16 protein-coding genes are annotated in these 22714 nt (G+C 68.6%); 9 read left to right on the top strand and 7 right to left on the bottom strand.

Annotated elements, in window-relative coordinates:
- Window positions 1-13 precede the first annotated feature (13 nt).
- Window positions 14-1180: a winged helix DNA-binding domain-containing protein gene (locus ACIA49_RS21280; RefSeq protein WP_396378918.1), complete on the top strand. Its 1167-nt coding sequence runs from the start codon at window positions 14-16 to the stop codon at window positions 1178-1180.
- On the opposite strand, the gene ACIA49_RS21275 is transcribed toward ACIA49_RS21280, so the two are convergent.
- From ACIA49_RS21275 to ACIA49_RS21265, 3 genes are all read right to left on the bottom strand, one after another.
- Window positions 1177-2706, bottom strand: a complete 1530-nt coding sequence (locus ACIA49_RS21275) for a DUF4185 domain-containing protein (protein WP_396378917.1) — start codon at window positions 2704-2706, stop codon at window positions 1177-1179. The genes ACIA49_RS21280 and ACIA49_RS21275 overlap by 4 nt on opposite strands.
- 66 nt (window positions 2707-2772) lie before the next feature.
- Complete coding sequence (locus ACIA49_RS21270; protein WP_396378916.1) at window positions 2773-6084, bottom strand: glycoside hydrolase domain-containing protein; 3312 nt, start codon at window positions 6082-6084, stop codon at window positions 2773-2775.
- 82 nt (window positions 6085-6166) lie between these two features.
- Entirely contained in the window at window positions 6167-6706 is a 540-nt protein-coding gene (locus ACIA49_RS21265; protein ID WP_396378915.1) for a GNAT family N-acetyltransferase, read from the bottom strand.
- 132 nt (window positions 6707-6838) lie between these two features.
- Here ACIA49_RS21265 and ACIA49_RS21260 point away from each other — a divergent pair, with 132 nt between their 5' ends.
- From ACIA49_RS21260 to ACIA49_RS21250, 3 genes are read left to right on the top strand one after another with little or no spacing between them, the layout of a single operon-like run.
- Window positions 6839-7237 carry a cyclic nucleotide-binding domain-containing protein gene (locus ACIA49_RS21260; protein WP_396378914.1) on the top strand — a complete coding sequence of 133 codons (399 nt, stop codon included), beginning with the start codon at window positions 6839-6841 and terminating at the stop codon, window positions 7235-7237.
- Complete coding sequence (locus ACIA49_RS21255; RefSeq protein WP_396378913.1) at window positions 7227-8207, top strand: adenylate/guanylate cyclase domain-containing protein; 981 nt, start codon at window positions 7227-7229, stop codon at window positions 8205-8207. The genes ACIA49_RS21260 and ACIA49_RS21255 overlap by 11 nt, the downstream gene beginning before the upstream one ends.
- A gap of 4 nt (window positions 8208-8211) precedes the next feature.
- On the top strand, window positions 8212-8922 hold the full coding sequence (locus ACIA49_RS21250) for a GNAT family N-acetyltransferase (protein WP_396378912.1): 711 nt from the start codon (window positions 8212-8214) through the stop codon (window positions 8920-8922).
- Here the strand turns inward: ACIA49_RS21250 and ACIA49_RS21245 are convergent.
- The 3 genes from ACIA49_RS21245 to ACIA49_RS21235 form a co-directional block, all read right to left on the bottom strand.
- Complete coding sequence (locus ACIA49_RS21245; protein ID WP_396378911.1) at window positions 8919-10187, bottom strand: DUF1700 domain-containing protein; 1269 nt, start codon at window positions 10185-10187, stop codon at window positions 8919-8921. The two genes, ACIA49_RS21250 and ACIA49_RS21245, sit on opposite strands and share 4 nt — an antisense overlap.
- Window positions 10184-10513, bottom strand: coding sequence for a PadR family transcriptional regulator (locus tag ACIA49_RS21240; protein ID WP_132175444.1), 330 nt, complete (start codon window positions 10511-10513; stop codon window positions 10184-10186). The genes ACIA49_RS21245 and ACIA49_RS21240 overlap by 4 nt, the downstream gene beginning before the upstream one ends.
- A gap of 123 nt (window positions 10514-10636) precedes the next feature.
- Window positions 10637-12577 carry a Xaa-Pro dipeptidyl-peptidase gene (locus ACIA49_RS21235; protein ID WP_396378910.1) on the bottom strand — a complete coding sequence of 647 codons (1941 nt, stop codon included), beginning with the start codon at window positions 12575-12577 and terminating at the stop codon, window positions 10637-10639.
- Between the two features lie 145 nt (window positions 12578-12722).
- Here ACIA49_RS21235 and ACIA49_RS21230 point away from each other — a divergent pair, with 145 nt between their 5' ends.
- A complete protein-coding gene (locus ACIA49_RS21230; RefSeq protein WP_396378909.1) occupies window positions 12723-13736 on the top strand; it encodes a LacI family DNA-binding transcriptional regulator in 1014 nt (337 codons plus the stop codon).
- A 15-nt stretch (window positions 13737-13751) separates the two neighbouring features.
- Window positions 13752-14654: a 1,4-dihydroxy-2-naphthoyl-CoA synthase gene (locus tag ACIA49_RS21225; protein WP_396378908.1), complete on the top strand. Its 903-nt coding sequence runs from the start codon at window positions 13752-13754 to the stop codon at window positions 14652-14654.
- A 1-nt stretch (window position 14655) separates the two neighbouring features.
- Here ACIA49_RS21225 and ACIA49_RS21220 read toward each other — a convergent pair whose 3' ends face one another.
- A complete protein-coding gene (locus tag ACIA49_RS21220; protein WP_396378907.1) occupies window positions 14656-15594 on the bottom strand; it encodes a ricin-type beta-trefoil lectin domain protein in 939 nt (312 codons plus the stop codon).
- 291 nt (window positions 15595-15885) lie between these two features.
- On the opposite strand from ACIA49_RS21220, the gene ACIA49_RS21215 reads away from it, so the two are divergent.
- From ACIA49_RS21215 to ACIA49_RS21205, 3 genes are read left to right on the top strand one after another with little or no spacing between them, the layout of a single operon-like run.
- Window positions 15886-16416 carry a sigma-70 family RNA polymerase sigma factor gene (locus ACIA49_RS21215; protein ID WP_396379041.1) on the top strand — a complete coding sequence of 177 codons (531 nt, stop codon included), beginning with the start codon at window positions 15886-15888 and terminating at the stop codon, window positions 16414-16416.
- Window positions 16413-17465 (top strand): hypothetical protein, encoded by a 1053-nt coding sequence (locus ACIA49_RS21210; protein ID WP_396378906.1) that lies wholly within the window; start codon window positions 16413-16415, stop codon window positions 17463-17465. Before ACIA49_RS21215 ends, ACIA49_RS21210 begins: the two co-directional genes overlap by 4 nt.
- Window positions 17456-21958: an FtsK/SpoIIIE domain-containing protein gene (locus ACIA49_RS21205; RefSeq protein ID WP_396378905.1), complete on the top strand. Its 4503-nt coding sequence runs from the start codon at window positions 17456-17458 to the stop codon at window positions 21956-21958. The genes ACIA49_RS21210 and ACIA49_RS21205 overlap by 10 nt, the downstream gene beginning before the upstream one ends.
- The last annotated feature ends 756 nt before the right edge of the window (window positions 21959-22714 follow it).

Raw genomic sequence — 22714 nt, 5'->3', positions numbered from 1 at the left:
ACAGAATGGCGGTGTGCTGCACATTTCTGACGCTGAGCGTCGCGACCGGCTGGTGTCGAGGCATGGGCTGGTACGGCGGTTCGACACGATCGAGGCCGCGGTCCGGGGGATGACCGTGCTCCATGCGACCGAGGCCGCGACGGTCCACCTGTCGCTGTGGGCGCGCGTGGCCGGGGTGACCGTGGCGGAGATCGAGCGCATCCTGTACGACGAGCGCAGCGTGGTGAAGCAGCTGGCGATGCGGCGCACGCTGTTCGTGTTCCCGCGCGATCTCCTCCCGGCCGCGTTGGGGAGTGCCGCGAGCCGGGTCGCGAAACAGCAGCGAGGCCAGCTGATGAAGGACCTGGCGGCGACGGGGATCACGACTCCGGAGAAGTGGATCGATGAGATCGCCGGCGCGGTCCTTGGCGTGCTGGCGGATGGGACGGCCCGGACGACGAGCGAGATCCGCGAGCATGTCCCCGAGCTCGGGTACATGCGTCCGAGTGGTCCGGGGGAGCTGCCGGTCGGGCCGGTGGTGATGGCGATGCTCAGCGCCGAGGGTCGCGTGCTGCGCGCGGTGAACGCCGGCCACTGGCGCCTCAACAAGCCCGCCTGGACGTCAGCCGAGCACTGGCTCGGCCAACGGCCAACAGCACTGGAGGAGTCCGAGGGGTACGCCGAGCTGGTCCGCTGCTGGCTGGGAACGTTCGGCCCGGGAACCGAGGCCGACATCGTTTGGTGGCTGGGCGCAACCAAGACCGCCGTACGCCGAGCGCTCGCGACCGTCGAAGCGGTTGAGGTGACCCTCGACGGTGGTGGCACCGGCTGGGTCCTGCCGGACGACACGCAGGAGGAACGCCCAGAGCCTTGGGCGGCGCTGCTGCCCAGCCTCGATCCGACCGTGATGGGCTGGAAGGAGCGGGACTTCTACCTCGACCCGGCCGACAAGCCGTACCTGTTCGACAGCAACGGCAACGCCGGCAACACCGCCTGGTGGAACGGCCGGATCGTCGGCTGCTGGCTCCAGGACGCCGAGGACCCCGCCGCGCCCGTCCGCCTGGTCATCCACGACAACGTCGGCAGGCAGGCGCACCAGGCCCTCGAGGCCGAGGCCGACCGCCTCACCACCTGGCTGGACGGCGTCCGTATCACCAACGTCTACGCCTCCCCACAGATGCGCGGCCTCCGCCTGCCCTAACGCAGTTCTTCCAGTACGACGTCGTCCACCTGCAGCCAGACATCCTGTCCGTGTCCGAAGAATCCGGCGTACAACTGCACGAGCGACTCCCGCCCGGAAGTGAAGTCCACACTGACCTTCGTGTACTCCGGATGCGCACCGCCAACGCGCTCGGCAATGGTCCGCCCGCGCAAGCCCCGCACGCCCAGCACTGTCTCGGAGTTGTTCTCCGCCGTCCGGACCCAGGCGGACAGGCGATATCGGTGATAGGGGCGCACGGCAACGTTCTGCTGTACGGCGTGTGCCCCGATCGAGTCCCGCAGGTAGGCGTTGTTCGTCCCTGAGTGCCCCAGTCCGGCGCGATCGATCCCACCCCGACCGCTCAGCTGCCAGGGCGCCGACGGTGTGGCGCCACTCTGTGCCTCGAAGCCGGGATCCGTGACCAGGTTGGTGATCTGCCCGTCGTCGGTCAGCTTGGTGTGCATCAGGAACACGTTGTACGGATCCCATTGCGACATCGTGAAGTACAGGTCGGTCCCCGACGACCACGGATGCATGAACGTGCCGTACAACCCCGGGAAGTCGGTGCCCCGGACAACAACCTGTTCCCCACTCCAAGGCCCGGTCAACGAGAGCGAAGTCCGCAGTACGACGGACGCCCGCTGCTCGTCGAGGTACATCATCAACCACTTGCCCAGGGCGGCATTCCACTGCACCGAAACCTCGGAGACGGGACCCACCGCGATCGGGACCGCCGAGCGCTCGGCACCGGACCACGATCGGCCGTCCCAATACCGCCACGCCTTCTTGTCCAGCACCCGCTGCTCCGGAACTCTTGCCAGATAAGCGTTCCCGAACCGGCCGTTCGGCGTACCGACCATGTACACGTAGCCGGCGGACCGGGTCAGCGCGACCATCTGGAAGTTCGAGTCCCAGGCCGGCGTGTTCTGCCAGCGTGCGGTCGGTGACTTCGTCCACGTCTGGCCGTTGTCGTCGGAGTACGCGAAGCCGGAGTAGTTCGTGAACCACGAGCCGGCCGGGCCCCAGTAGTTGACCGACATGTACTGCACGTACTGGCGTTTCCCGACCGAGATGCCTCCGGTCGGGATGACGGTGTGCTCGTCGCGATCGACCTTCTTGCAGCCGAGGAACTCCTTCGCGTGGCCCGGCCGGTCCTCGGCCGCCGAGTCCAGCGCCATCCCGTCGGCCAGGTTCCGGTCCTTGCTGCGCAGCAGCAGATTGCATCGCCAGTCGAGGGTGGCCGGGTCGCCGGCACCACCGCCCGGACCGGTCCATCCGCTGCCGTAACTGTCACCGAACGCGGTCAGAATCTCGCCGGATCCGTTGTCCCACAGGATTCCGAGGTCCGTCGCCTTCAGGCCGAACCGGGCCTCGGTGTCGTTGATCGACTGTGGCCCGGTCAGCTTGGCGACCCGCTCGGCCGGTGAAGGCACGGGCGCGGCCACGGCTCCCGGCATGGCCGGCCCGGCCGGTACCAGCGCCGCGCCGACCAGGGCCGGAAGGACGAACAACCATCGGTTCCGCATGCGGATCTCCTGAAGGCGGCAGAAGAAATCGATTTCCCGTCACCGTAGACCCGCCGCGGACCGCGGTCAATGATGGGCGGTGATCTCGTCCACGAAGAGCCAGTCGGCGTTCTCGCCACCGGTCTTGCGCAGCGTCACCTTCACATAGCGGGCGTCCACAGCGCTGAACGGCAGTTCGAACCACCGCACCGCCGCCGTCGACGTCCGCGCCCGCTCGGCGTACGTCGTACCGTCCGTGCTCGTCGCCACGATCACCTCCGACGGCGCGTAGTCATGCTCGTCATCCGCATACTCACGGACCTTCACCAACGACACCGGAGTCACCGACCCCAGATCCAGTACGACGTCCACCGCGCGCGAGCCGTCGACCGGATACCCGTAGGACAACCCGTCGCTGTAATGCCCGGCCAGTACGCCGTCCGCCGACTCCGACCCACTGTCGGCGTACTGAGCCGCCGGGGCCTGATAGGACCGAATCAGGTCAGGACCGATGCTCCCCTGGACCGCGATCTCGCCGACGAACAGGTAGTCGGCGTAGTAGCCCTCGGTCTTCGTCATCCGCACGATCACGCCATCGTTGGTGACCGCGGGGAACGACAGGTCGTACCAGCCGCGCGCGGGCACCACGGCCTCGGCGACCACAATGCCCGCTACCACGACCTGAACCTTGTCCGGTGCGTAGTTGTGCACGCCGTCGTCGTAGGCCTGCACCCGCACGTGGTTCACGGCCTTGGGCGCACCGAGGTCGACCTCGACATCGACGGACTTCGTCTCGCCGTCGGCCAACGGGTAGCCGTAGCTGAGGCCGTCCCCGAACGCGCCGCCACCGATGCCGTCGGTGGATTCCTGCCCGCTGTCGGGATAGGCAGCGGCCGGCTCGGCATTGCGGTAGACCGGCCGGCCCCAGGCGAGATCGGCCGGGGTCGTCGCCGCGGCGTAGACCTCGACGTCATCGAGGTACATGGCGTTCGCAGTGGCCGACCCGGTCTTGGTGAACTCGAACCGCACGTACCGCGCCTGCACCGGCTCGAAGCTCACGTCGTACCAGATCCCTGCCGTGCCGCGCGGTGTCGACTGCGCTGACCGCGAGGTGAACCGGCGCCCGTCGACACTCGTGAGCACGCGGACCTCGTCCGGCCGGTACGCCGGGTACTCCTCGTACGCGTGATTCCGCGCGCGATCGATGCGTTGGGTCGAGCCGAGGTCGAGCGTGAGCGACACCGTCCGCCGCTGGCCGTTGCCGAACGCGAACCCGGTCGTGAGGCCGTCGTCCCAAGCATCGGCCAGTACGCCGTCAGTCGCCTCCCGGCCGCTGTCCGGAGCGTCCTGCTTCGGCGCCTCCGACCAGGTGTATGCGCGACCACCCGCCAGGTTGGCGGAATTCAGCGCGCTACCCGTTGTCTCGACCGCGGCCAGTGTGGATCCGGTCTCGATCCGCAGGTAGCGCGCCTTGGCGTTCGGCGTGCTGACACCGGTGCTCGCCGCGATCGGCGTCCACCGAGATCCGTCGTACGAGACACTCAGCTTCACCGAAGCCGGTACGGCGCCGGTCCAGCGCAGCCGGATGGTGTCGAGCTGCACCTGCTTGCCGAAGTCGAGCTGACGCCACCCAGCGCCGGTGGTCGTGGTGGCCGGCAGTGTGGGCACCGAGCGACCCGCGGCGAGGTCGAGCATTGTCCGCCGGATGCGGATCATGTACGACGTGTCGGGGGTGTACGTGTCGGCGTCCGGGACGAGGCCCGCGGCCAGATCGTGCGCGGCGACCGGATCCGTCTTGCCGAGCAGGTTCAGGATCTCCCAGTCCTCGATACCGTCGCGGAGTGACTCGTACCGGACCGTCGACTTGATCGTCTGGTGCTCGCGGTCGGGCAGGACGATGTAGCCGTCACCCTTCTCGGTCTGGTTCTCGATCGTGAACCACCACTTGTCCATCGCCCAGTGCAGGTAGCCGGTGCCGCCGCGGGAGTAGGTGAACCACATCGTCTGCCGCTGGTGCCATTCCGGCTGGTCGACGAAGCGGTTGAGGAAGTTGCCGACCGGGATCGTGCAGTTGTAGAACCACAGCTCCTTGCCTTCTCGATGCAGCCGGTCGTACTCCTCCGGGTTGCTCGTGTAGTTCTGGAGGTTGGGGATCATGACGTCCAACTCCGGGGCCAGCCGGCTGCCGGTGGGCTCCTCGTAGATGGTGTCGACGAGTTTGATCCCCGGCCAGACGGCGCGCATCCTGCCCGCGATCGCCTTCCAGTTGTCCACCCCGGTCTCGCCGGTCGTTTCGTCGCCGACGTGGGTCCAGAACTTCGACGCCCACCCCTTCGCCTCGATGTGCGAGCGCAGCGCCGCCGTGTACTGGTCGAGCCACCGGGTCGCCGCAGCGTCGGTCCGGAGTCGCCTCACGGGTCGATCGGTGGCCGGGTCGAGCATCTCGACCGTCCAGGTGGGCGATTCGCGGTCGTAGGCCATCAGGAAGCCCTCGATGGTCTTGACGCCGCCACGGGCCAGGAAGAACTCGGCGATCTGGTCGAAGCGCTCCCAGTTGAAGACGTACTTCCCGGTGCTCTCGTCGAAGTAGCTGTGGCTGTCGGTCAGTACCCGCATCATCGGGATGGTCAGGTTGTTGGTCCGGTGCGCCTTCCACTCCTTGGCCAGATTGCCCATCAGGGCCCACCAGCCGTCGCTGTACTTCACCTGCCCGAACACCTGCTGCACCGGCTCGACGCCGACGCCGACCTCCGGGTCGTCGGTGTCCAGGGTCCCGAACATCAACGACCACAGGGTGTTCGTGAAGCCACCATTGCTTGCCTCAGGCAAGGTGACCGCCCGGACGTCGACCTGGACCGGCACCGCCTGGTCACCGGCGCTCGTCCGGACTGTCGCCGTACCGGAGTAGAGACCGCCCGGTGTGGTCGCGGGCACGAACACGCGGATCCAGATCGGTTGCGTGGTCCGGGCCGGGACGTCACGGGTCGGGTCGTTGGACAGACCGTCGGGGAAGTCGCCGGCGCCTTGACGGGTCACCGGATAGACCCCGCCGGAGTTCGAGTTGTGGTTCAGGTACGTCGTCTCGACGAACTTGTACTCGAGATTCGCGGCGGTGATCCGGTTCGCGCCACTGGTCAGATCCGTGAACGCGACCTGGTTGATCTTGAAGGCGTCGGGCCGGCGGACGACGATCTGCCCGGCCTCGTACTCGTTCCGGGCAGTGTCGAGACGGACAGCCGTGCCCGCGTCGGCGGAGGGCGTCGAGTCGTCGAACACACTGGTATAGACCGATTCGGTCCACGCCCAGGGGCCGGCGACCGTGGTCGCGGCGGTGGCGGGAACGAGTGGGGTCAGGGCGGGCAGGAGGAGAAGTGCAGCAAAACAACGGAAAAGTCGCATCGGCTGTCCTCGGGACGGACGGGGTTGGTAGGCCTCAGCGTCCGGCGGCCCACCCGATCCGGCAAGAAACTCCACTAGACCATTAACTGGCAAGTTCACCCGGCCGGATGGAGGCGATCCACTCGTCGCGGCGGTGGCCGCGCAGGCAGGCGGTGTCGGGGACTGTGGTGAAGCGCTGGAAGCCGGTCTTGACCGCGACCCGGCGGGAGGCCTCGTTGCCGGCGACCGCGCGCCAGATTACGACGTCCCAGCCGAGATCCTCGAAGGCGTAGCTGACGACCAGCCGGGCGGCTCGGGTCATCAGACCGAGGCCGCGGGCCCACGCGGCCAGGCCGAAGCCGATGTCGCCGCCACCGGCCCGGATGCTGCCGAGGTCGATGTTGCCGGCGAAGCGGCCGTCGTACTCGATCGCCCAGCCGTGGACCTCGCCGCTGCGCCAGCCGTTCGGGATGAGTTCGGTGACGAAGTGTTCGGCGTGCGAGCGCGGGTAGGGCACCGGCTTGTCGGTCCACTGCTGGTAGCCGGGGTCGGAACACATGGCCACGAAGTCGTCGATATCGGCCGGTTCGTGGCCGCGCAGGCGCAGATCGGGGCCGTCGCTGAGGATCGGGATGCTGGTCATGGCTCAGTGTCGGAGCGGCTCGTTCGGCGTGCCAATCGGTCCGGGTGGACCAGTTCCGGGATGCTGATGACCTGCGAGGGGTGCAGCCGTTAGAGTTACTGACGGGAAACATCAGCGACTCGGAGGATCGACGTGGCACTGGGTAGAACGTCCCCGCGGGACCTGCCGCTGTTCGCGGATCTGTCCGGTAAGGACATCCGGGACATTTTCCGGGCCGGCGAAGAGGTGTCGGTGCCGGCCGGCTGGTCGCTCATTCTGGAGCAGACCGCGCCGGATGCGGCGTACCTGATCCTGAGCGGTACGGCGGCGGTCCGGGAGAAGGGCCAGGAGATCGCCGAGCTCGGTCCGGGCGATATCGCCGGCGAGGTCGGGGTCCGGAAGAACATGTTGCGGACGGCAACGGTCACGGCGAAGTCGCGGCTGCAGCTGCTGCACTTCACCCGGGAGAAGTTCGAGGACCTGACCCGGCGGCTGCCGGACTTCCGGGAAGCCATCGACGCCACCATCGCCGAGCGCCGCGGTGGATCCTGAGGGTCAGCCGGACCTGACCGCGCTGGCGGCCGAGTTCGAGCGGACGCTGTTGGGCGGGGACCGGAAGTTCACCCGGATCGAGGTGTCCGAGCGGGCCGGGATCTCGATCGCGCGCGCCGAGCGGATGTGGCATGCGCTCGGGTTCGCGACGGTGCCGGACGACGAGGTGGCGTTCACCGACGGGGATGTCGAGGCGCTGCGGCTGGTCGCGGCGCTCGAGGACGACAACTTCATCGACCCGGAGATGGAGTCCTCGCTGGCCCGGAAGCTCGGTCAGACGCAGTCGCGGCTGGCCTCGTGGCAGTCCGCGATGTTCCTGCAGTTCCTCGCGACGGCGCCGCTGGACGCCGAAGAGGCGATCGAGGTGGCCGGGTTGCTGCTGCCCGCGATGGAGAAGCTGCAGACCTACGTCTGGCGCCGGCACCTCGCCGCCGCGGCCGGTCGAGCGGTGGCAGGTTCCGACGAACTGGCGCGCGGGATCCGTGCGGTCGGGTTCGCCGACATCGTCAGCTACACGCGGCTGACCCGGCGGCTGACCGAGATCGAGCTCGGCCAGCTGATCGAGCGGTTCGAGGGGATGGCCGCGGACGTCGTCGCGCTGAACGGCGGCCGGGTGATCAAGTCGATCGGCGACGAGGTCCTGTTCGTCACCGACACGGCTGCTCAAGCCGCGGCCGTCGCGCTAGCCCTCCAGGACGCGGTCGCCGCCGTCGACGACCTGCCTGAGCTGCGCATCGGCCTCTGCTACGGCAGCATCCTGATCCGCCTCGGCGACGTGTACGGCGAGGTCGTCAACATCGCCGCCCGCCTCACCTCCGAGTGCAAACCCGGTCGCGTCCTCGTCGATCGGGAGCTTGCCGCCGCGCTCGACGGGCACCCGTCGTACCGGCTCCGGAAGCTCCGCCGCGTCTCCGTCCGCGGCTACCACCACCTCGTCCCGTACGCCCTCCAGCGGGCTGAGACAGAATGAAGCTGTGCAGGAGATTCACACCACAGCTGACCTGATCACCGCCGCCGCCGGGGATCCGCTGATCGTCTGGGCCGGGCAGGGCTTCGCGCCTGGCGTCCGGGCCTGGTACGACGGGAGCGCGGTGGCCGTCGCATCGCCGGAGCTCTCGAAACGCGATCGCCTGGCGGTCGCCGGACCGCCGGACGCGGTCGCTCGGCTGATCACCTCGATCGACGCAGGAACGTCGTACCGGCCGTTCGGGGAGGAGGATCTGATCCGCGAGCTCTCGGATCGCGTGCCTGGGTTGGAGTTTTCGGCTGCGTTCGGCTGGATGGACACGGCCGAGGTCCCGGCGGTCACGACGACCGCCGCATGGCTGGACGGGGACGACGGGGTCGAGGCGTTGCTCACCGAGGCGTCACCTGAGTCGTACGCGTGGCCGGGTCGTTCCGGTGTACGGCGTTGGGCCGCGATCTCGGCGGATGACGGCGAACTGTTGAGTGTCGCGGCCGATGCGTGGAGCGCACCCGAGATCGGATTCCTGGCCGGCGTGACGACGCGAGCGGTTGCCCGGGGCAAGGGATTGTCCCAGCAGGTCTGCGGATTCGTCACCGCCGAGCTGGTGAAGCGCCACGGCCGGGCCGGGCTGATGGTCGACCGCGACAACCCCGCCGCGATCGCGGTCTACCACCGCCTGGGTTACACGTACCGCCGCGTCGCCGCGGCGCACTTCTAACGCGTCGGCTGGACCGTCAACGTCGCACCCGGCTTGCCTGCTGTCGGCTTCCCGCTCGGGGTCGGCGTCGGGACCGGCTTCGATGCGGCCGGAGGCGTCGGCGTCGGGGTGGGCGTCGGCGTCAGGTTCGGGAACTGCGGCGGAGCGAACGGCGGCTTCGAGTTGTCCGTGCAGACCGGCTCGGCCGGGGGCTCGGTCTCGGTGCCGGTCTCCTCCGGCGGCGTCGGGTAGGTCGCGACCGGGTGCGGGAAGATGTTGCTGTTCCCCGGGCTCGCGTTGTTGTTGTTGCTGTTGTTCTCGGTCAGGCAGTCCTGCAGTGGCAGGGTGATCGCCTCCCCGTCCTGGGTGTACAGGGCGACCGAGGTTTGCTTGCCCTGGGCATCGAACGGGTAGAGGTTGCTGACCTCCTTGCCGTTCCAGGTCAGTCCCTGCTCGGGCGGGTTGTAGTTGGAGCTGCCGCTGTTGTTGTAGTCGCGGTCGAAGACACCGCTGTACGCGCCGAGGAAGGCGGCGGACAGGAAGGCCGGTACGGCGATCGCGGCGACCACGTTCAGCGGGACGACGTACCAGAGCCAGCGGTGATCCTGCTGCGTACGCCGCGCGACCCAGACCGAGACGATGGCCCCGGCGATCGCACCGACGACCGCGACCGCGCCGGCGCCGAAGAGCAGGAAGAAGCCGCCACCGCCGACCGCGCCGCGCAGCACCCACCAGACCGGCTGGCCGATGGTGACGAGCTCCTTGCGCAGGTTCGGCGGGATCTGCTCGATCAGGTCGCGGATCGCGCGCTCGCCGCGCTGACCCTGCGGGGTGTCGAGGACGATCCGCGGGTCGTTCCCGCGCAGGGCCTTGACCCCGAAGTACGCCGCGCCGAAGAGAATGACGAAGCCGACGAACCCGAAGAAGGCGCTCACGCCACTGCCGCCGGCGAACACCGCGATCATCACGAAGAACGGACCGACCAGGGCCGCGATCAGGCCCCAGCGGAGCGACTTCTTGGCCGGGTTCTGGTCGGCCGGTGGCTTGGTCGTGCGGGGTGGGTAGCCGGCCGCGGTGCGTAGCTCGTCGGCGTACTGCCGCGGGGTGCCGAGGCGCTCGTGCAGAGCGGTGATGGTCGGCTCGCTGTCGAACTCGGCCGCGACCTCGGTCAGGTGACCGCTGACGTCCTCGAGGACATCGGCCAGCTCGCCGGGCGGGAGGTCGCTCAGCTCCGCGCGCACCTGGTTCAGGTACATCGCGACCGCTCCGGTCAGGGTGCTGTTCACGCGGCCTCCTTGGTCAACAGCAGTACCGACATGATGTCGGCGAAGTGGGTCCACGTCCGGGTGGACTGGTCGAGGAGGTCGTGGCCGGTCTTGTTCAGCCCGTAGTACTTGCGGTGCGGGCCTTCCTCGCTGGGCTGCACGTACGACGTCAGCGCGCCGGCCGCGAACAGCCGCCGGAGCGTCCCGTAGACCGACGCGTCCGCCACGTCATGGAGCCCGGCAGCGCGCAGCCGCCGGAGAACGTCGTACCCGTAGCCGTCGGCGTCGCGCAGAACCGCGAGCACCGCCAGGTCGAGCACCCCTTTGAGCAACTGGCTCGTATCCATCCCCAACCTCCTTCTCTGCACCACACACTACTACACACTGTGGAGTACTCCGCAATGAGTAAACCCGGGACAGCGAACAGGCGCCCCGGGAAGCCCGGGACGCCTGTCAGGAAGAGGCTGGGGTCAGTTCTTCGGGTCGTGCAGGTCGGGGCGCTGGCTCGGGGTGGTGATGTCCACGTCGAGCGGGGCGAGCTTCGTCGGGGCGGTCAGCTTGCCGGTGGTGAGGGGCAGGTTGAGTTTGCTGCCGGCGAGGTCGATGTCGATCGTGGCGCCGGTGTCGTTCGGGCTGGTCCACTCGACGTCGGACAGGGTGACGGCCAGGCCGAGGATCCGGCCCTTCGGGATGATCTCGTCCTGCGCCCGGAGCGGGACGGTGACCGTGGTCCACTTGCCCGGGGTCAGCGGCTTCGGCTTGGCGTTCGAAGCGCTGTGCGCGGCGTCGATCCAGCCCCGGCTGACGATGCCGTGGTCGGACTGCGTGGTGAGCTTCTGCACGGTGAAGTAGCAGCTGTCGTCGTACGACGTGCTCTCGCCGGCGCAGGTCTCGGTGCCGGTACGGCGAACGCCCGAGTACCGCTTCGCGTCGCCGTACTCGACGAGGCGGGCAGTGACCGGCGTGGTGGTCGAGTCGGCCTTGATCCGCAGCGTCACGGTCGGTGTGCCACTGACCCGGATCGTGGCCGGGAGCGGTGCGGACAGGAACATCTGCCGGCCCGCGATCACGTCGGACGGCGTGGCCACGATGTCGTCCTCGGTCAGGTCCGGGTCGTCGGTGATGGTGACAGTTCCCTTGCCGACGGCACCTAGTTTGCCCGCGGCCAACGGCACCGGTACGGCGTGCTTGGTGGCGGGCCAGGTCTTGTAGTCGTTCCACACGTCGGGCGAGGTCTCGATCGACGCCATCGGCTCGCGCATCACGTTGTTCGGCAGGCCTTGCAGCCAGTAGTCGAACCACTTGTGCAGCTCGTTCACCCAGTCGTCGCGGCGGAACTCGAACGGGTCGACGTGGTCCTCGAGGCCGAGCCAGATCTTGCGCGGCACGTTGTTCTTCGCGAGCGCGTCCCACCACTGCGAGAAGTGGTTGGTCTGCACGTTGTAGTCGCTCAGGCCGTGGGTGAGGAAGACCGACGCCTTCACCTTCCGCGCGTCCTTCACGTAGTCACGCTCGGCCCAGAACTTCGTGTAGTCGCCGGTCTCGTCGTCGTCGTTGTCCCCGAGGTCGGCACGGACCGCGTCACACGCGGGAGTGTCGTGACCGACGTACCCACCGAGCCAGGGCATGTAGTCGTCGGAGTACGGGACGCCGCCGGAGCGGGTGTAGTCGTACCACGCCGAGATCGCCGAGATCGGCACGATCGTCTTCAGGCCCTTGACCCCGGTGGCGGCGACCCCGTTGGCCAGGGTGCCGTCGTACGACTTGCCGATCATGCCGACCGCGCCGGTCGTCCAGGACGCCGTCACCGCCGTTCCGTCCGAGGTGTGTGCGCTGTTGCGGCCGTTCAGCCAGTCGATCACCGCGACCACGGAGTCGATCTCGTCCTTGCCGCCGACGTCACCGCAGCCGGTGGAGCGGCTGGTGCCGACGATGTCGACGCCGACCATCGCGTAGCCGCGCGGGACGAAGTAGTTGTCGTAGAACAGCGGCATCTTCTGGATGACGCCGTTCTCGTCGTAGGTCTTGGTCTCGCTCTCGTTGCCGCGGCCGCAGCACTCGTAGTACGGCGAGGCGTCCATGATCACCGGGATCTTGCGGCCGGTCAGCGCGGTCTCGCTCGGCCGGACGATGTCGACCGCGATCACGTCGTTCTTGCCGTCGGAGTCGGTGTCCATCGTGGTGTCGACGTAGACCGACTCGCGGATCGCGTTCGCGTAGTCGTAGACCGGCTCGGTGCTGTGCGTGCGCTGGTCGATGTTCGCCGGCGGGCCGGCCGGGATCGGGCTCCCGGCGCGCGAGCCGTCGGGGCCGTCCGGAACCGGCGCGGCCGTGGCGGAACTCATGGCGGCGCCGAAACAGAGCGCGGTGGACGAGACCAGGATCGTCATCCTGGTGCGGACGGTCGTCATGGATGGGAAGGCTAGTCACTCGCGTGTCGCAAAGCCAGGTGCTGGACGGATTGCCCGCGACTTGCCCGGTACACAGCGTCACGGGTAAGGCTTTCCGATAAGGTGACCGCCACCGCCCCGGGGGGTAGGTACGAAAGGGTAGCCAGTGAATCTGCGAGCACCGGTCACACTGCTGGACGTTGCACAGCGCGCCGGCGTGTCCGTCGCGACGGCCTCCCGCGTCCTGAACGGCGGGGACCGCGTTCCCCGGCCGGAGCTGCAGGAACGCGTCAAGGCGGCCGCCGACGAACTCGGCTACACGCCGAACGCCCAGGCCCAGGCCTTGGCGAAGTCGTCGACGAACGTGGTCGGCATTCTGGTCCACGACATCGAGGACCCGTACTTCGCCGCGATCGCGAACGGCGTGATGCGGGCCGCCGACGAACGCAACCTGCTGGTGATGCTGGCCAGCACGTTCCGTGATGCCGAGCGTGAGATTGCTTACCTGGCCTCCTTGCGCGCCCAGCGTGCTCGGGCCGCGGTGATGATCGGCAGCCGGCGCACGGACAGCGAGAGCCTGACCCGGACTTCGTCCGAGGTGACCTCCTTCCTGAACTCTGGTGCGGGCCTGGCGTTGGTGAGTCAGTCCGGGATGCCGGCGCACACGATCGAGCCTGACAACCGCGCGGGTGCCGCCGAGCTGGCGCGTTCGCTGGTGGGGTTGGGCTGGCGCAAGTTCGGCATCCTCGGCGGGCCCGACACGCTGGCCACCGCCCGCGATCGGCGGGACGGATTCGTCGCCGGGCTGGCCGATTCCGGACTCGAGCCGGTCGCGGTCGAGACCGGCGACTTCACCCGGGACGGCGGACACGCCGCGGCCGAGGAGTTGCTGGATCGCGGTGTCGACGTGGATTGCCTGTTCGCGGTGAACGACGTGATGGCCGTCGGTGCGATGTCCGCGCTGCGGGCGCGTGGCGTCGCCGTACCGGGGCAACTTGGTGTGGCCGGGTTCGACGACATCGCGACGCTGCGGGACGTGTGGCCGGGGCTGACGACCGTGCGGCTGCCGCTGGAGCAGATGGGCCGGCGCGCGCTGGAGTTGGCGATCGAAGGCGGCGAGGCGACGACCGAGACCTTCAAGGCCGAGGTCGTCCTGCGCGAAAGCACCGCGAGAGCCTGAACTAGTCTCGGGCGGGTGACCGTTTCCGAGATCTTCGACCCGTCGGCCTGGAAGCAGGTGGACGGCTTCGAGCTGACCGACATCACCTATCACCGCGCGGTCGACGCAGGCGTCGTCCGGATCGCGTTCAACCGGCCCGAGGTGCGCAACGCGTTCCGGCCGCACACCGTCGACGAGCTGTACCGCGTGCTCGACCACGCGCGGATGTCGTCCGACGTGGGGTGTGTGCTGCTGACGGGCAACGGGCCGTCACCGCGCGACGGCGGCTGGGCGTTCTGCTCCGGTGGTGACCAGCGGATCCGCGGCAAGGACGGTTACAAGTACGCCGAGGGTACGACCGCCGAGAGCATCGACCCGGCCAAGGCCGGCCGGCTGCACATCCTCGAGGTCCAGCGGCTGATCCGCTTCATGTCGAAGGTCGTCATCTGCGTCGTACCGGGCTGGGCGGCCGGCGGTGGGCACAGCCTGCACGTCGTCGCGGACCTGACGCTGGCTTCGGCGGAGCACGCGCGGTTCAAGCAGACCGATGCGGATGTGGCGTCGTTCGACGGCGGGTTCGGGTCGGCCTACCTGGCGCGGCAGGTCGGGCAGAAGTTCGCCCGGGAGATCTTCTTCCTCGGCGACGAGTACTCCGCCGAGGACGCCTACCGGATGGGCATGGTCAACAAGGTCGTGCCGCACGCCGAGCTCGAGGCGGTCGCGCTCGAGTGGGGCAAGAAGATCTGCGCGAAGTCACCGACGGCGCAGCGAATGCTCAAGTACGCCTTCAACATGATCGACGACGGTCTGGTCGGCCAGCAGTTGTTCGCGGGTGAGGCGACCCGGCTGGCCTACGGCACCGACGAGGCCGCCGAAGGACGCGACTCCTTCCTGGAGAAGCGCCCTGCCGACTGGTCGCCGTACCCGTACGCCTTCTAGCTCAGCGGTTCTTCCACTTCTGCACCGGGGCGCCGGAGCAGGAGCGGAGGGTCAGCCGCGCGCCGTTGTCGCCGGAGTCGGCGGTGACGCACTTGCGGGTGTTGGGGTTGATCAGCTCGTTCTGGTTGGTGAGCTGGAACTTCTGGGCCCAGCCGCCGTTGCAGTTGGCGAGCTGGATCTGGGTGCCGTCGTTGCTCTGCGCGTTCGCCACGTCCATGCACAGGCCCATCGAGCGGACCGAGCCGTCCGGCTGGAAACCCCAGCTCTGGTTGGCGTTTCCGGTGCAGTCCCAGGCGATCAGCGGCGTGCCGTCGCGGCCGACGCCGTCACCGGCATCCTTCACGTCGATGCAGCGGTTGGAGCTGTCGCTCTTGAGCGTCATCGGCCGCTGCGCTCCGGGCGCCTGCTGGCCGGTGATGTTCTGCGCGGTCTTGTCGCCGGACGGGACCTTCACCGTCGTGGTGGTGCTGGTGGTCTTCGTGGCGGTCGTGGTCGCGGTCGCCGTGGTGGTGGCGTTCACCGTGGTGGTTGCCGGCGGCAAGGTCACGGTCGCGGTCAGGTTCTTGCCCGGGACGGTGACCACCATCGTGGTGTTCTTGCCGGGCACCGTCACGGTTGCCGGGGGCAACGTTACGGTCACGCCGGGCTTGAGCACCGTGGTGATCGACTTGCCCGGAGTCGGGATCGCGCCGGCCGGGGTCCGGCCAACGAGTGGCGCATCGGCTGCATAGGCTGGTGAATTTCCACCGTCGGAGTGCATCAGCGCCGGTACGGCGAAGGCGATGCCGGCCACGAACCCGGTCACCAGCAGCGTGGCCGACCAGGCCCGTCGGTCCGGCATCCGGCTGACCCGGGGCAGGTCCGGCCGCTGGGCGAAGGTGTCCGCGAAGCGTGACGACGAGGGTTTCGCCGTCTTGCCGGGGATTCGGGGTGACCTCACGTCAGCTCCTGTGCTCTGGGACGGTAGGGCAAGGGCGCTCATATGAGCGGAAGAGCTCATGCCCACAAGGGTTCTGAGGGCATTGTCACTCGGCAGGATCACCCGGTCAGCACCCTCCCGTCAAACTGTGGTGTGCCTGTGGTACCGGTCACCGTGTCAAACCGACCGGTCGTCGCATGTGACCGCTTCGTTGTCGTCCGTTCACCGTGCGTTGTTGCGATGAGAGCGTTCTCAGATTACTTTGGCGTGTGATCTGGGGGTCCTCCACCGAGTCGCCCACGAGGGAGATCCATCATCGACGAGTGCGCGCGCCGGACCATCGTCATCGACCTGTGTCTGGCCGAACGAGACAGCCTGCGCAGGTATGTGACGAGCATCCTGGGCCGCGACAGTCATGCGGTCGAGGACGTCGTCCAGGAAACCTTGTTACGGGCCTGGCAGCTGGCCGAGCGGATCGAGTGGACCGACCGCCCGGTCCGGATGTGGCTGTTCCGGGTCGCCCGGAACCTGGTCATCGACCAGCACCGCCGCGACGGCCGCGCCGTACCGGTCGGCCTGGACGCGCCGGACTTCGAGAGCGACCGGCAGCCCGACGAGGTGCAGCAGGTGATCGACCGCCGGGTGCTGGTCGAGGTGCTGCGCCGGTTGTCGCCCGCGCACCGTGAGGTCGTCGCCCGGATCCATCTGCTCGGCCACCCCGGCGAAGAGGTCGCGGCCGTGCTCGGTGTCCCGCTGGGGACGGTGAAATCACGGGCCCACAACGCCGTTCGGCAGATCCGCGCCGAACTCACCCGCGGAGATTGGGCCGGAGCCGCTGCATGACGGGGTTCGGTAGCAGTGGTGTTCGCGCATTCCTCGGGTACGTCGGTGTGGCGCTGCTCGTCATCATTCTGGTCAACCTGCTGGTCCGGAAGCTCGGTGGCTGGAAGCGGCTCGGACGCTGGATCAAGCGCGAGACCAAGCGGACCGTGCATGCGTTCGTCGAGCCGATCGCGGCCCGCCGTCGGTACCGGCGCCGGCTTCGCCTGCTGACGCAGGTGTTGCGGGACCAGGCCGCCTGGGCCGCCGCCGAGCAGGTGATTGTTGCTGCCGACAACCTTGTGCCCGGAACCGCGCCGTACGCGGTGGCCTTGACACGCAAGCGGGTCGGCGTGCTGGTGGCCGGCCCGGAGGCCGACGTACCGCTGCCTGCACCGTGGCAGCACGACGACCAGGACCCACGGTTGTGGTGGATCGACCGGGACAGCCTGCCGGAGCCGACCACGCGCCTCACCGAAACGCCGCTGCTGGTCTGCCTCGGCACGGACAGCGGCGGCAGCGCCGTACTGATGATCGATGTGTTGTCCGGACCGCGCACGCTCTCCGTGTACGGCGTGGATCGGATCGCTCGGCCGGTGGTTCAGGCGATCGCGGCCCAGCTCGACGTCCGGCTGCCGGTCGGGGCGATCGAAGTTGCCGACGGCATCCATTCGCGGCACGACGGGTTGCCGCTCGCCGAGGCGCTGACCCGGCTCGGTGCGTGGTTCGTGGTCGGCGCCGAGCCCTTGCAGGGGCCACTGCCGGCCGGTCGCCGGTTGCTGACCCTCGGTCCGTCGCGCGGCAGCTGCCGCCTGATCGAGGCTCTGCCGGACCAGAGCCTGCGGCTGCACGGCGCGGCCGAGTGGCTCCGGATCGATCCGTTGCCGTTGGCAAGGGCTGTGGCGCGGTCGATCCGCCGCCTGCCACCGCACGACTTCGGGACCGAGACCGCCGCGCTGGCGGCCGAGCCGCTCGACGATCTCGACGACCTCAGCCTGCCGGACGGCCCGATCGGCGTCTCCGCCGCGGGCGGCGCCGGTGAGCCGACCCGGAAGGCTGCCTCGTGGAGCTGAACCTCACCACCGTCGAAGCCCGCTCGGGTGAGCGCGCCGACCGGATCGTCCGTGTCCCGCGCGGTCTGTCCGTGGCGGGACTGGCCGAAGGTCTTGGCAAGCCCGGTACGCCGCTCTTCCTCGGTCGGCGACTGCTTGACCCGACGACCCCGCTGGCCGGCTCAGGAGTCCGGACCGGTGGCGTCCTCGGCCTCGGCGGACCGATCGACGTACCGGATCTTCTGCAGCGGCAGCCGTCGGGTGCGGCTCCCGTCGTGGTCGAGCTGCACGCGGTCTCCGGTCCGGAGTCCGGGCGGGTGTGGCGGGTCGGGCCGGGGAGCCACGAGATCGGCTCGGACCCGTTGTGCACGATCCAGCTGACCGGGGACGACGTACCGATCGGTGGTCTGTGGGTGACCGTCGGACCGGCTGGTGAAGCGTTCTGGCATCGGACCGACGACCTGACCGGCGCGGTGGCGAGCCGGCAGATCGGTCCGCCGGACGACGACGCCGCGACCACGGCGATCCGGGTCGAGGACGACGAGCACGCCCACAACCCGGCCAAGTCGCAGCGGGTCGTCGATCCCGGACACGCCGCGGTCGGCGAGGTGCGCGCGTGGTTGCCGGACGAGGACCTCGCCGCCGGAACCGTGCTGCTGCGTTGCAGCGGTTCGATGGAGCCGCAGGCCGCCGTCCGGCTGGCCGATGACGGCTTCACGCTCGACTACAACCGGCCGCCGCGACTGGCACCGCACCTGGACGACGAGAAGATCCGGCTGCCGACGCCGCCGGCACCGCCGCAGAAGCGCCCGTTCCCGTGGCCGGTCGTGATGGCGCCCGTCGTCCTGGGCCTCGTCATGGTCGGGTTGTTCAACTCGTACTACTTCCTCGTCTTCACGATGCTCAGCCCGATGATGATGGGGATGAACTTCTTCAGCGCCCGGAAGACCGGTCGTGCTGATCACATCGAGGCGCGCCGCCGGTACTTCGCCCGGATGGAAGCGCTCGAGGAGGAGATCGAGGCCGCGGTCACCCGGGAGCGGTTCATCCGCAACCTGACCGCGCCCGACCCGGTCCGGATCGCCCAGCTCGCGACCCGGCCGGGCAGCCGGTTGTGGGAGCGGCGTCGTACCGATCCTGACTATCTGTTGCTCCGCCTCGGTACGGCGGACCAGCAGTCGCTGAAAGAGGTCGACGACCAGGGGCGCGAGGAGAACCACCGGACGATCCGCTGGACGATCCCGGATGCACCGATCGCGCTGCCGATGCGCCAGCACGGCGTACTGGGTATTGCTGGGCCGGCCCCGACGATCCGTGGGGTTGCGCGGTGGCTGGCGATCCAGGCCGCCGTACTGCATTCGCCGCAGGCGCTGCGCATCGTCGTACTGGCTGATGAAGAGACCGTCGACGAGTGGCAGTGGGTTCGTTGGTTGCCGCAGTTGCGCCCGGACAAGGTCGATTCGGCGGCTGTGTTGATCGCGAACGACGAGTCCACGACGTACGCGCGGATCAGTGAGCTGGTCGCGCAGGTCCAGGGCCGGCACCGCCGGATCGCGGCCGAGGGACAGTCGGCGCAGAACCGGTTGCCCGAGACCGAGGTCGTGGTGATCGCGGACGGTTCGCGGCGGCTGCGCGACGTACCGGGCTTCATCCAGGTTCTGACCGAGGGGCCGGCCGTTGGGGTCTACTCGGTCTGTCTGGATCGCGATGAGCGCCTGCTGCCCGAGGAGTGCGGCGCGGTGATCGCGGCCGAGGAAGAGACGCTGATCATCCGTCGGCCGGGGATACCCGACCAGGAGAACGTGCGCGCCGACCTGGTTACGCCCGAGTGGTGCGAGCAGATCGCCCGGGCGCTCGCGCCGGTGCGCGACATCAGCCCGGACCACGACGCGGGCCTGCCGAAGCTGGTCAAGCTGCTCGACGAACTCGAGCTGGAACCACCGTCGGCCGCTCCGATCGTCGAGCGCTGGCGCCGACGCCCAGCCAGTACGTCGTTCGTGCTGGGTACCGACTTCGACGGCCGGTTCGCGGTCGACCTGGTCGCGGACGGACCGCACGGCCTGATCGCCGGTACGACGGGTTCCGGCAAGTCGGAGTTGTTGCAGACGATGGTCGCGTCGCTGGCGGTCTCGAACCGGCCGGACGAGCTCACCTTCGTGCTGATCGACTACAAGGGCGGTAGCGCCTTCAAGGAGTGCGCGGGACTGCCGCACACGCTGGGTATGGTCACCGACCTTGACTCGCACCTGGTCGAGCGGGTGCTGGTGTCACTGGATGCCGAGCTGCGTCGCCGGGAGCGGATCCTGGCTGCGGCTGACGCCAAGGATCTGGTCGACTACCAGATGAAGCGTGCGGCCGATCCGTCGATCGCGCGGTTGCCGCGGCTGCTGCTGGTGATCGACGAGTTCGCCGCGATGGTTGCCGAGATCCCCGACTTCGTCCCGGGTCTGATCAGCCTTGCTCAGCGAGGCCGGTCGCTCGGTATCCATTTGATCCTCGCCACGCAGCGGCCGGCGGGTGTGGTCACCGGTGACATTCGTGCGAACACCAACCTGCGGATCGCGCTCCGGGTCACCGACCAGTCCGAGAGCCAGGACGTCGTCGACGTGAACGAGGCTGCGTCGATCAGCACGGGGATTCCGGGACGGGCGCTGATTCGGCGCGGGCCGCGACTCGCGGATCTGTTCCAGACCGCGTGGGTCGGTGCCGAGCGCAAGGAAGGCGTCGAGCCGTCCGGGCCGGTCGATCCGTCGGGTGTCACGGTGACTGAGCTGCCGTGGGAGTCGCTGGGGCGGCCGGTTGAGCACGAGGTCGAGGAAGAGGTCGAGGGGCCGGCTCCAACGGTTCCGTTGACGGACCTGCATGTGCTGGTCGAGGCGTTGCGTGAGGCGGCCGGCGAGTTGCCGGACTTCGCCGTACAGCCGAAGCCTTGGCAGCCTGCGCTGGGCGCGCAGATCCTGCTGGAAGATCTGCCGGATACCAGCGAGACCGAGATGTTCGTGCCGTATGCGCTGGAGGACATCCCGGCGCTGCAGCAGCAGCGGGTTGCGGGCATCGACTTCGACACCTTCGGACATCTGTATGTGATCGGTGCGCCGCGGTCCGGGCGGACGCAGGTGCTGCGGACGATGGCGGCGTCGGCGGCCAAGTCCTTGAGCGTGGCGGATGTGCACATCTACGGCATCGATGCGGCTGGTGGTGCGCTGGCTCCGCTGGAGACGCTGCCGCATTGTGGTGCGGTGGTTTCTCGGCACGACATGGAGCGGCTGACCCGACTGCTGCGCCGGTTGAACCAGGAGCTGACCGAGCGGCAGGAGCTGGCCGGGCAGCACAACGCGACCGGGCTGAACGAGCTGCGCAAGGCGCTGCCGAAGGCGAAGCGGCCGGCGCACATCATCGTGCTGATCGACGGCTGGGATGCGTTGTCGACGATGCTCGATGACCACGATGGCGGCAACCTCTTCGGTGAGGTACTGCGGCTGCTGCGTGAAGGCGGTGGTCTGGGGATCCACCTGATCGCCACGTCGGAGCGGTCGCTGCTCGGTGGTCGACTCTCCTCGCACAACGACCACAAGCTCTTGCTCCGGCAGGCCGACCGGACCGACTACCAGGCGGCCGGTCTGCGGCTGGCGAAGGTACCGGCCATGGTCGCCGCCGGGCGCGGCTGGCATGTGCTGACCGGGACCGAGACGCAGGTCGCCGTACTGGCTGAAGGTGGTGGGTCGGCTCAGGTCGAGGCGATCCGCGCAATCGCGGCCGAGGCGAAGAAGCGGGACTTCAAGGTCGCGCCCGACCGGCGGCCGTTCACGATCGCGGAGCTGCCGACCTCGGTCGAGTTCGCCGAGGCGTACGAGAAGGTCGCTGCGAGCGACCGGCGTTCACAGTGGGGTCTGATCGGCCTCGGCGGTGACGAGGGTGGGGCGATCGGAGTCGACCTGGCTGGCGTCAGCTCGTCGTACGCGGTCCTTGGTTCGCCGGGTTCGGGCCGAAGCAACGCGCTGTCCTGTCTCGCGGTCTCGCTGCTGGCCAGCGGAACTTCGCTGATCGTCATCACACCCCGCGAGTCGCCGCTGCGCATGCTGCAGCGGCACCCGCAGGTGGTGCTGATGGAACACGCCGACCCGCCCGAGGACATCCTGCGCGCCACCCTCGACGCCATCCACGGCCCGAAGGTGGTCGTCATCGACGACGCCGACCTGGTGATGACCTCGGCCGCGGACAAGATCCTCAAGGACATCGTCGTCTCCGGCCGCGACCAAGGCATCGGCCTGATATTCGCCGCCACCACCGACGGCTTCCAGTCCGGCCTCAGCGGCTGGTCCTCCGCCGCCCGCCGAGCCCGCCGCGGCCTGCTGCTGGAGGCCCGCTCCATGTCCGACGGCGAACTCATCGGCGTCCGCGTAGGCTCCAACATCACCCGAGCCACCCCCCGCCTAGGCCGAGGCTGGACCACCGGCCCCGGCTCCCTACCCCTAACCATCCAAGTCCCCCTAACCGTCCTCCGCCCCCAATAACCCGCAACGTCCGAACGATCGGAGGGCCCGCCTCCGCTCTTTCGGACGTTAGGCCGGGCATCCCGTTAACGTGCGAAGAGGTGCAGTACGTCGTCAGCGTGTCTTCGGACGTAACGCTTGACTCCCCGTTACGTCCGAAGGATCGGAGGGCCCGTCTCCGGTTTTTCGGACGTTAGGCCGGGCATCCCGTTAACGTGCGAAGAGGTGCAGTACGTCGTCAGCGTGTCTTCGGACGTAACGCTTGACTCCCCGTTACGTCCGAAGGATCGGAGGGCCCGTCTCCGGTTTTTCGGACGTTAGGCCGGGCATCCCGTTAACGTCCGAAGAGGTGCAGTACGTCGTCAGCGTGTCTTCGGACGTAACGCTTGACCGCCGTTACGTCCGAAGGATCGGAGGGCCCGTCTCCGGTTTTTCGGACGTTAGGCCGGGCATCCCGTTAACGTCCGAAGAGGTGCAGTACGTCGTCAGCGTGTCTTCGGACGTAACGCTTGACCGCCGTTACGTCCGAAGGATCGGAGGGCCCGCCTCCGGTTTTTCGGACGTTACGGTGTGGTGGGGAGGGGTGCGCGGGGTTTGCGGGGAGTTGCTGCCGCTATAGGGCAGTAGATCCGCGCAAAGGTGGGGCGGGGGTGGGGGGATCGCCCGCCTTCGGCGGGCACTGGGCCTTCGGGTGGCGCACTGCGGTGGCTGGGGTGGGTGGCGAGGCCCGGCGGCCGGCGTACCGGTTGTTTGAGGTTCTGGGTTGTGGCTGGGGTT

Origin of the sequence: Kribbella sp. NPDC051587 (assembly GCF_044453945.1) — a bacterium.
Classification (GTDB): Bacteria; Actinomycetota; Actinomycetes; order Propionibacteriales; family Kribbellaceae; genus Kribbella.
Note: the sequence above shows the minus strand (reverse complement) of the source record. Positions and strands in the feature narration are given on the sequence as shown.

What these genes read in the sequence shown, in the direction of transcription:
- ACIA49_RS21275 (WP_396378917.1), bottom strand. Translation starts at nt 2,706, where the DNA reads ATGCGGAACCGATGGTTGTTCGTCCTTCCGGCCCTGGTCGGCGCGGCG.
- ACIA49_RS21270 (WP_396378916.1), bottom strand. Translation starts at nt 6,084, where the DNA reads ATGCGACTTTTCCGTTGTTTTGCTGCACTTCTCCTCCTGCCCGCCCTG.
- ACIA49_RS21240 (WP_132175444.1), bottom strand. Translation starts at nt 10,513, where the DNA reads ATGGATACGAGCCAGTTGCTCAAAGGGGTGCTCGACCTGGCGGTGCTC.
- ACIA49_RS21210 (WP_396378906.1), top strand. Translation starts at nt 16,413, where the DNA reads ATGACGGGGTTCGGTAGCAGTGGTGTTCGCGCATTCCTCGGGTACGTC.
- ACIA49_RS21235 (WP_396378910.1), bottom strand. Translation starts at nt 12,577, where the DNA reads ATGACGACCGTCCGCACCAGGATGACGATCCTGGTCTCGTCCACCGCG.
- ACIA49_RS21265 (WP_396378915.1), bottom strand. Translation starts at nt 6,706, where the DNA reads ATGACCAGCATCCCGATCCTCAGCGACGGCCCCGATCTGCGCCTGCGC.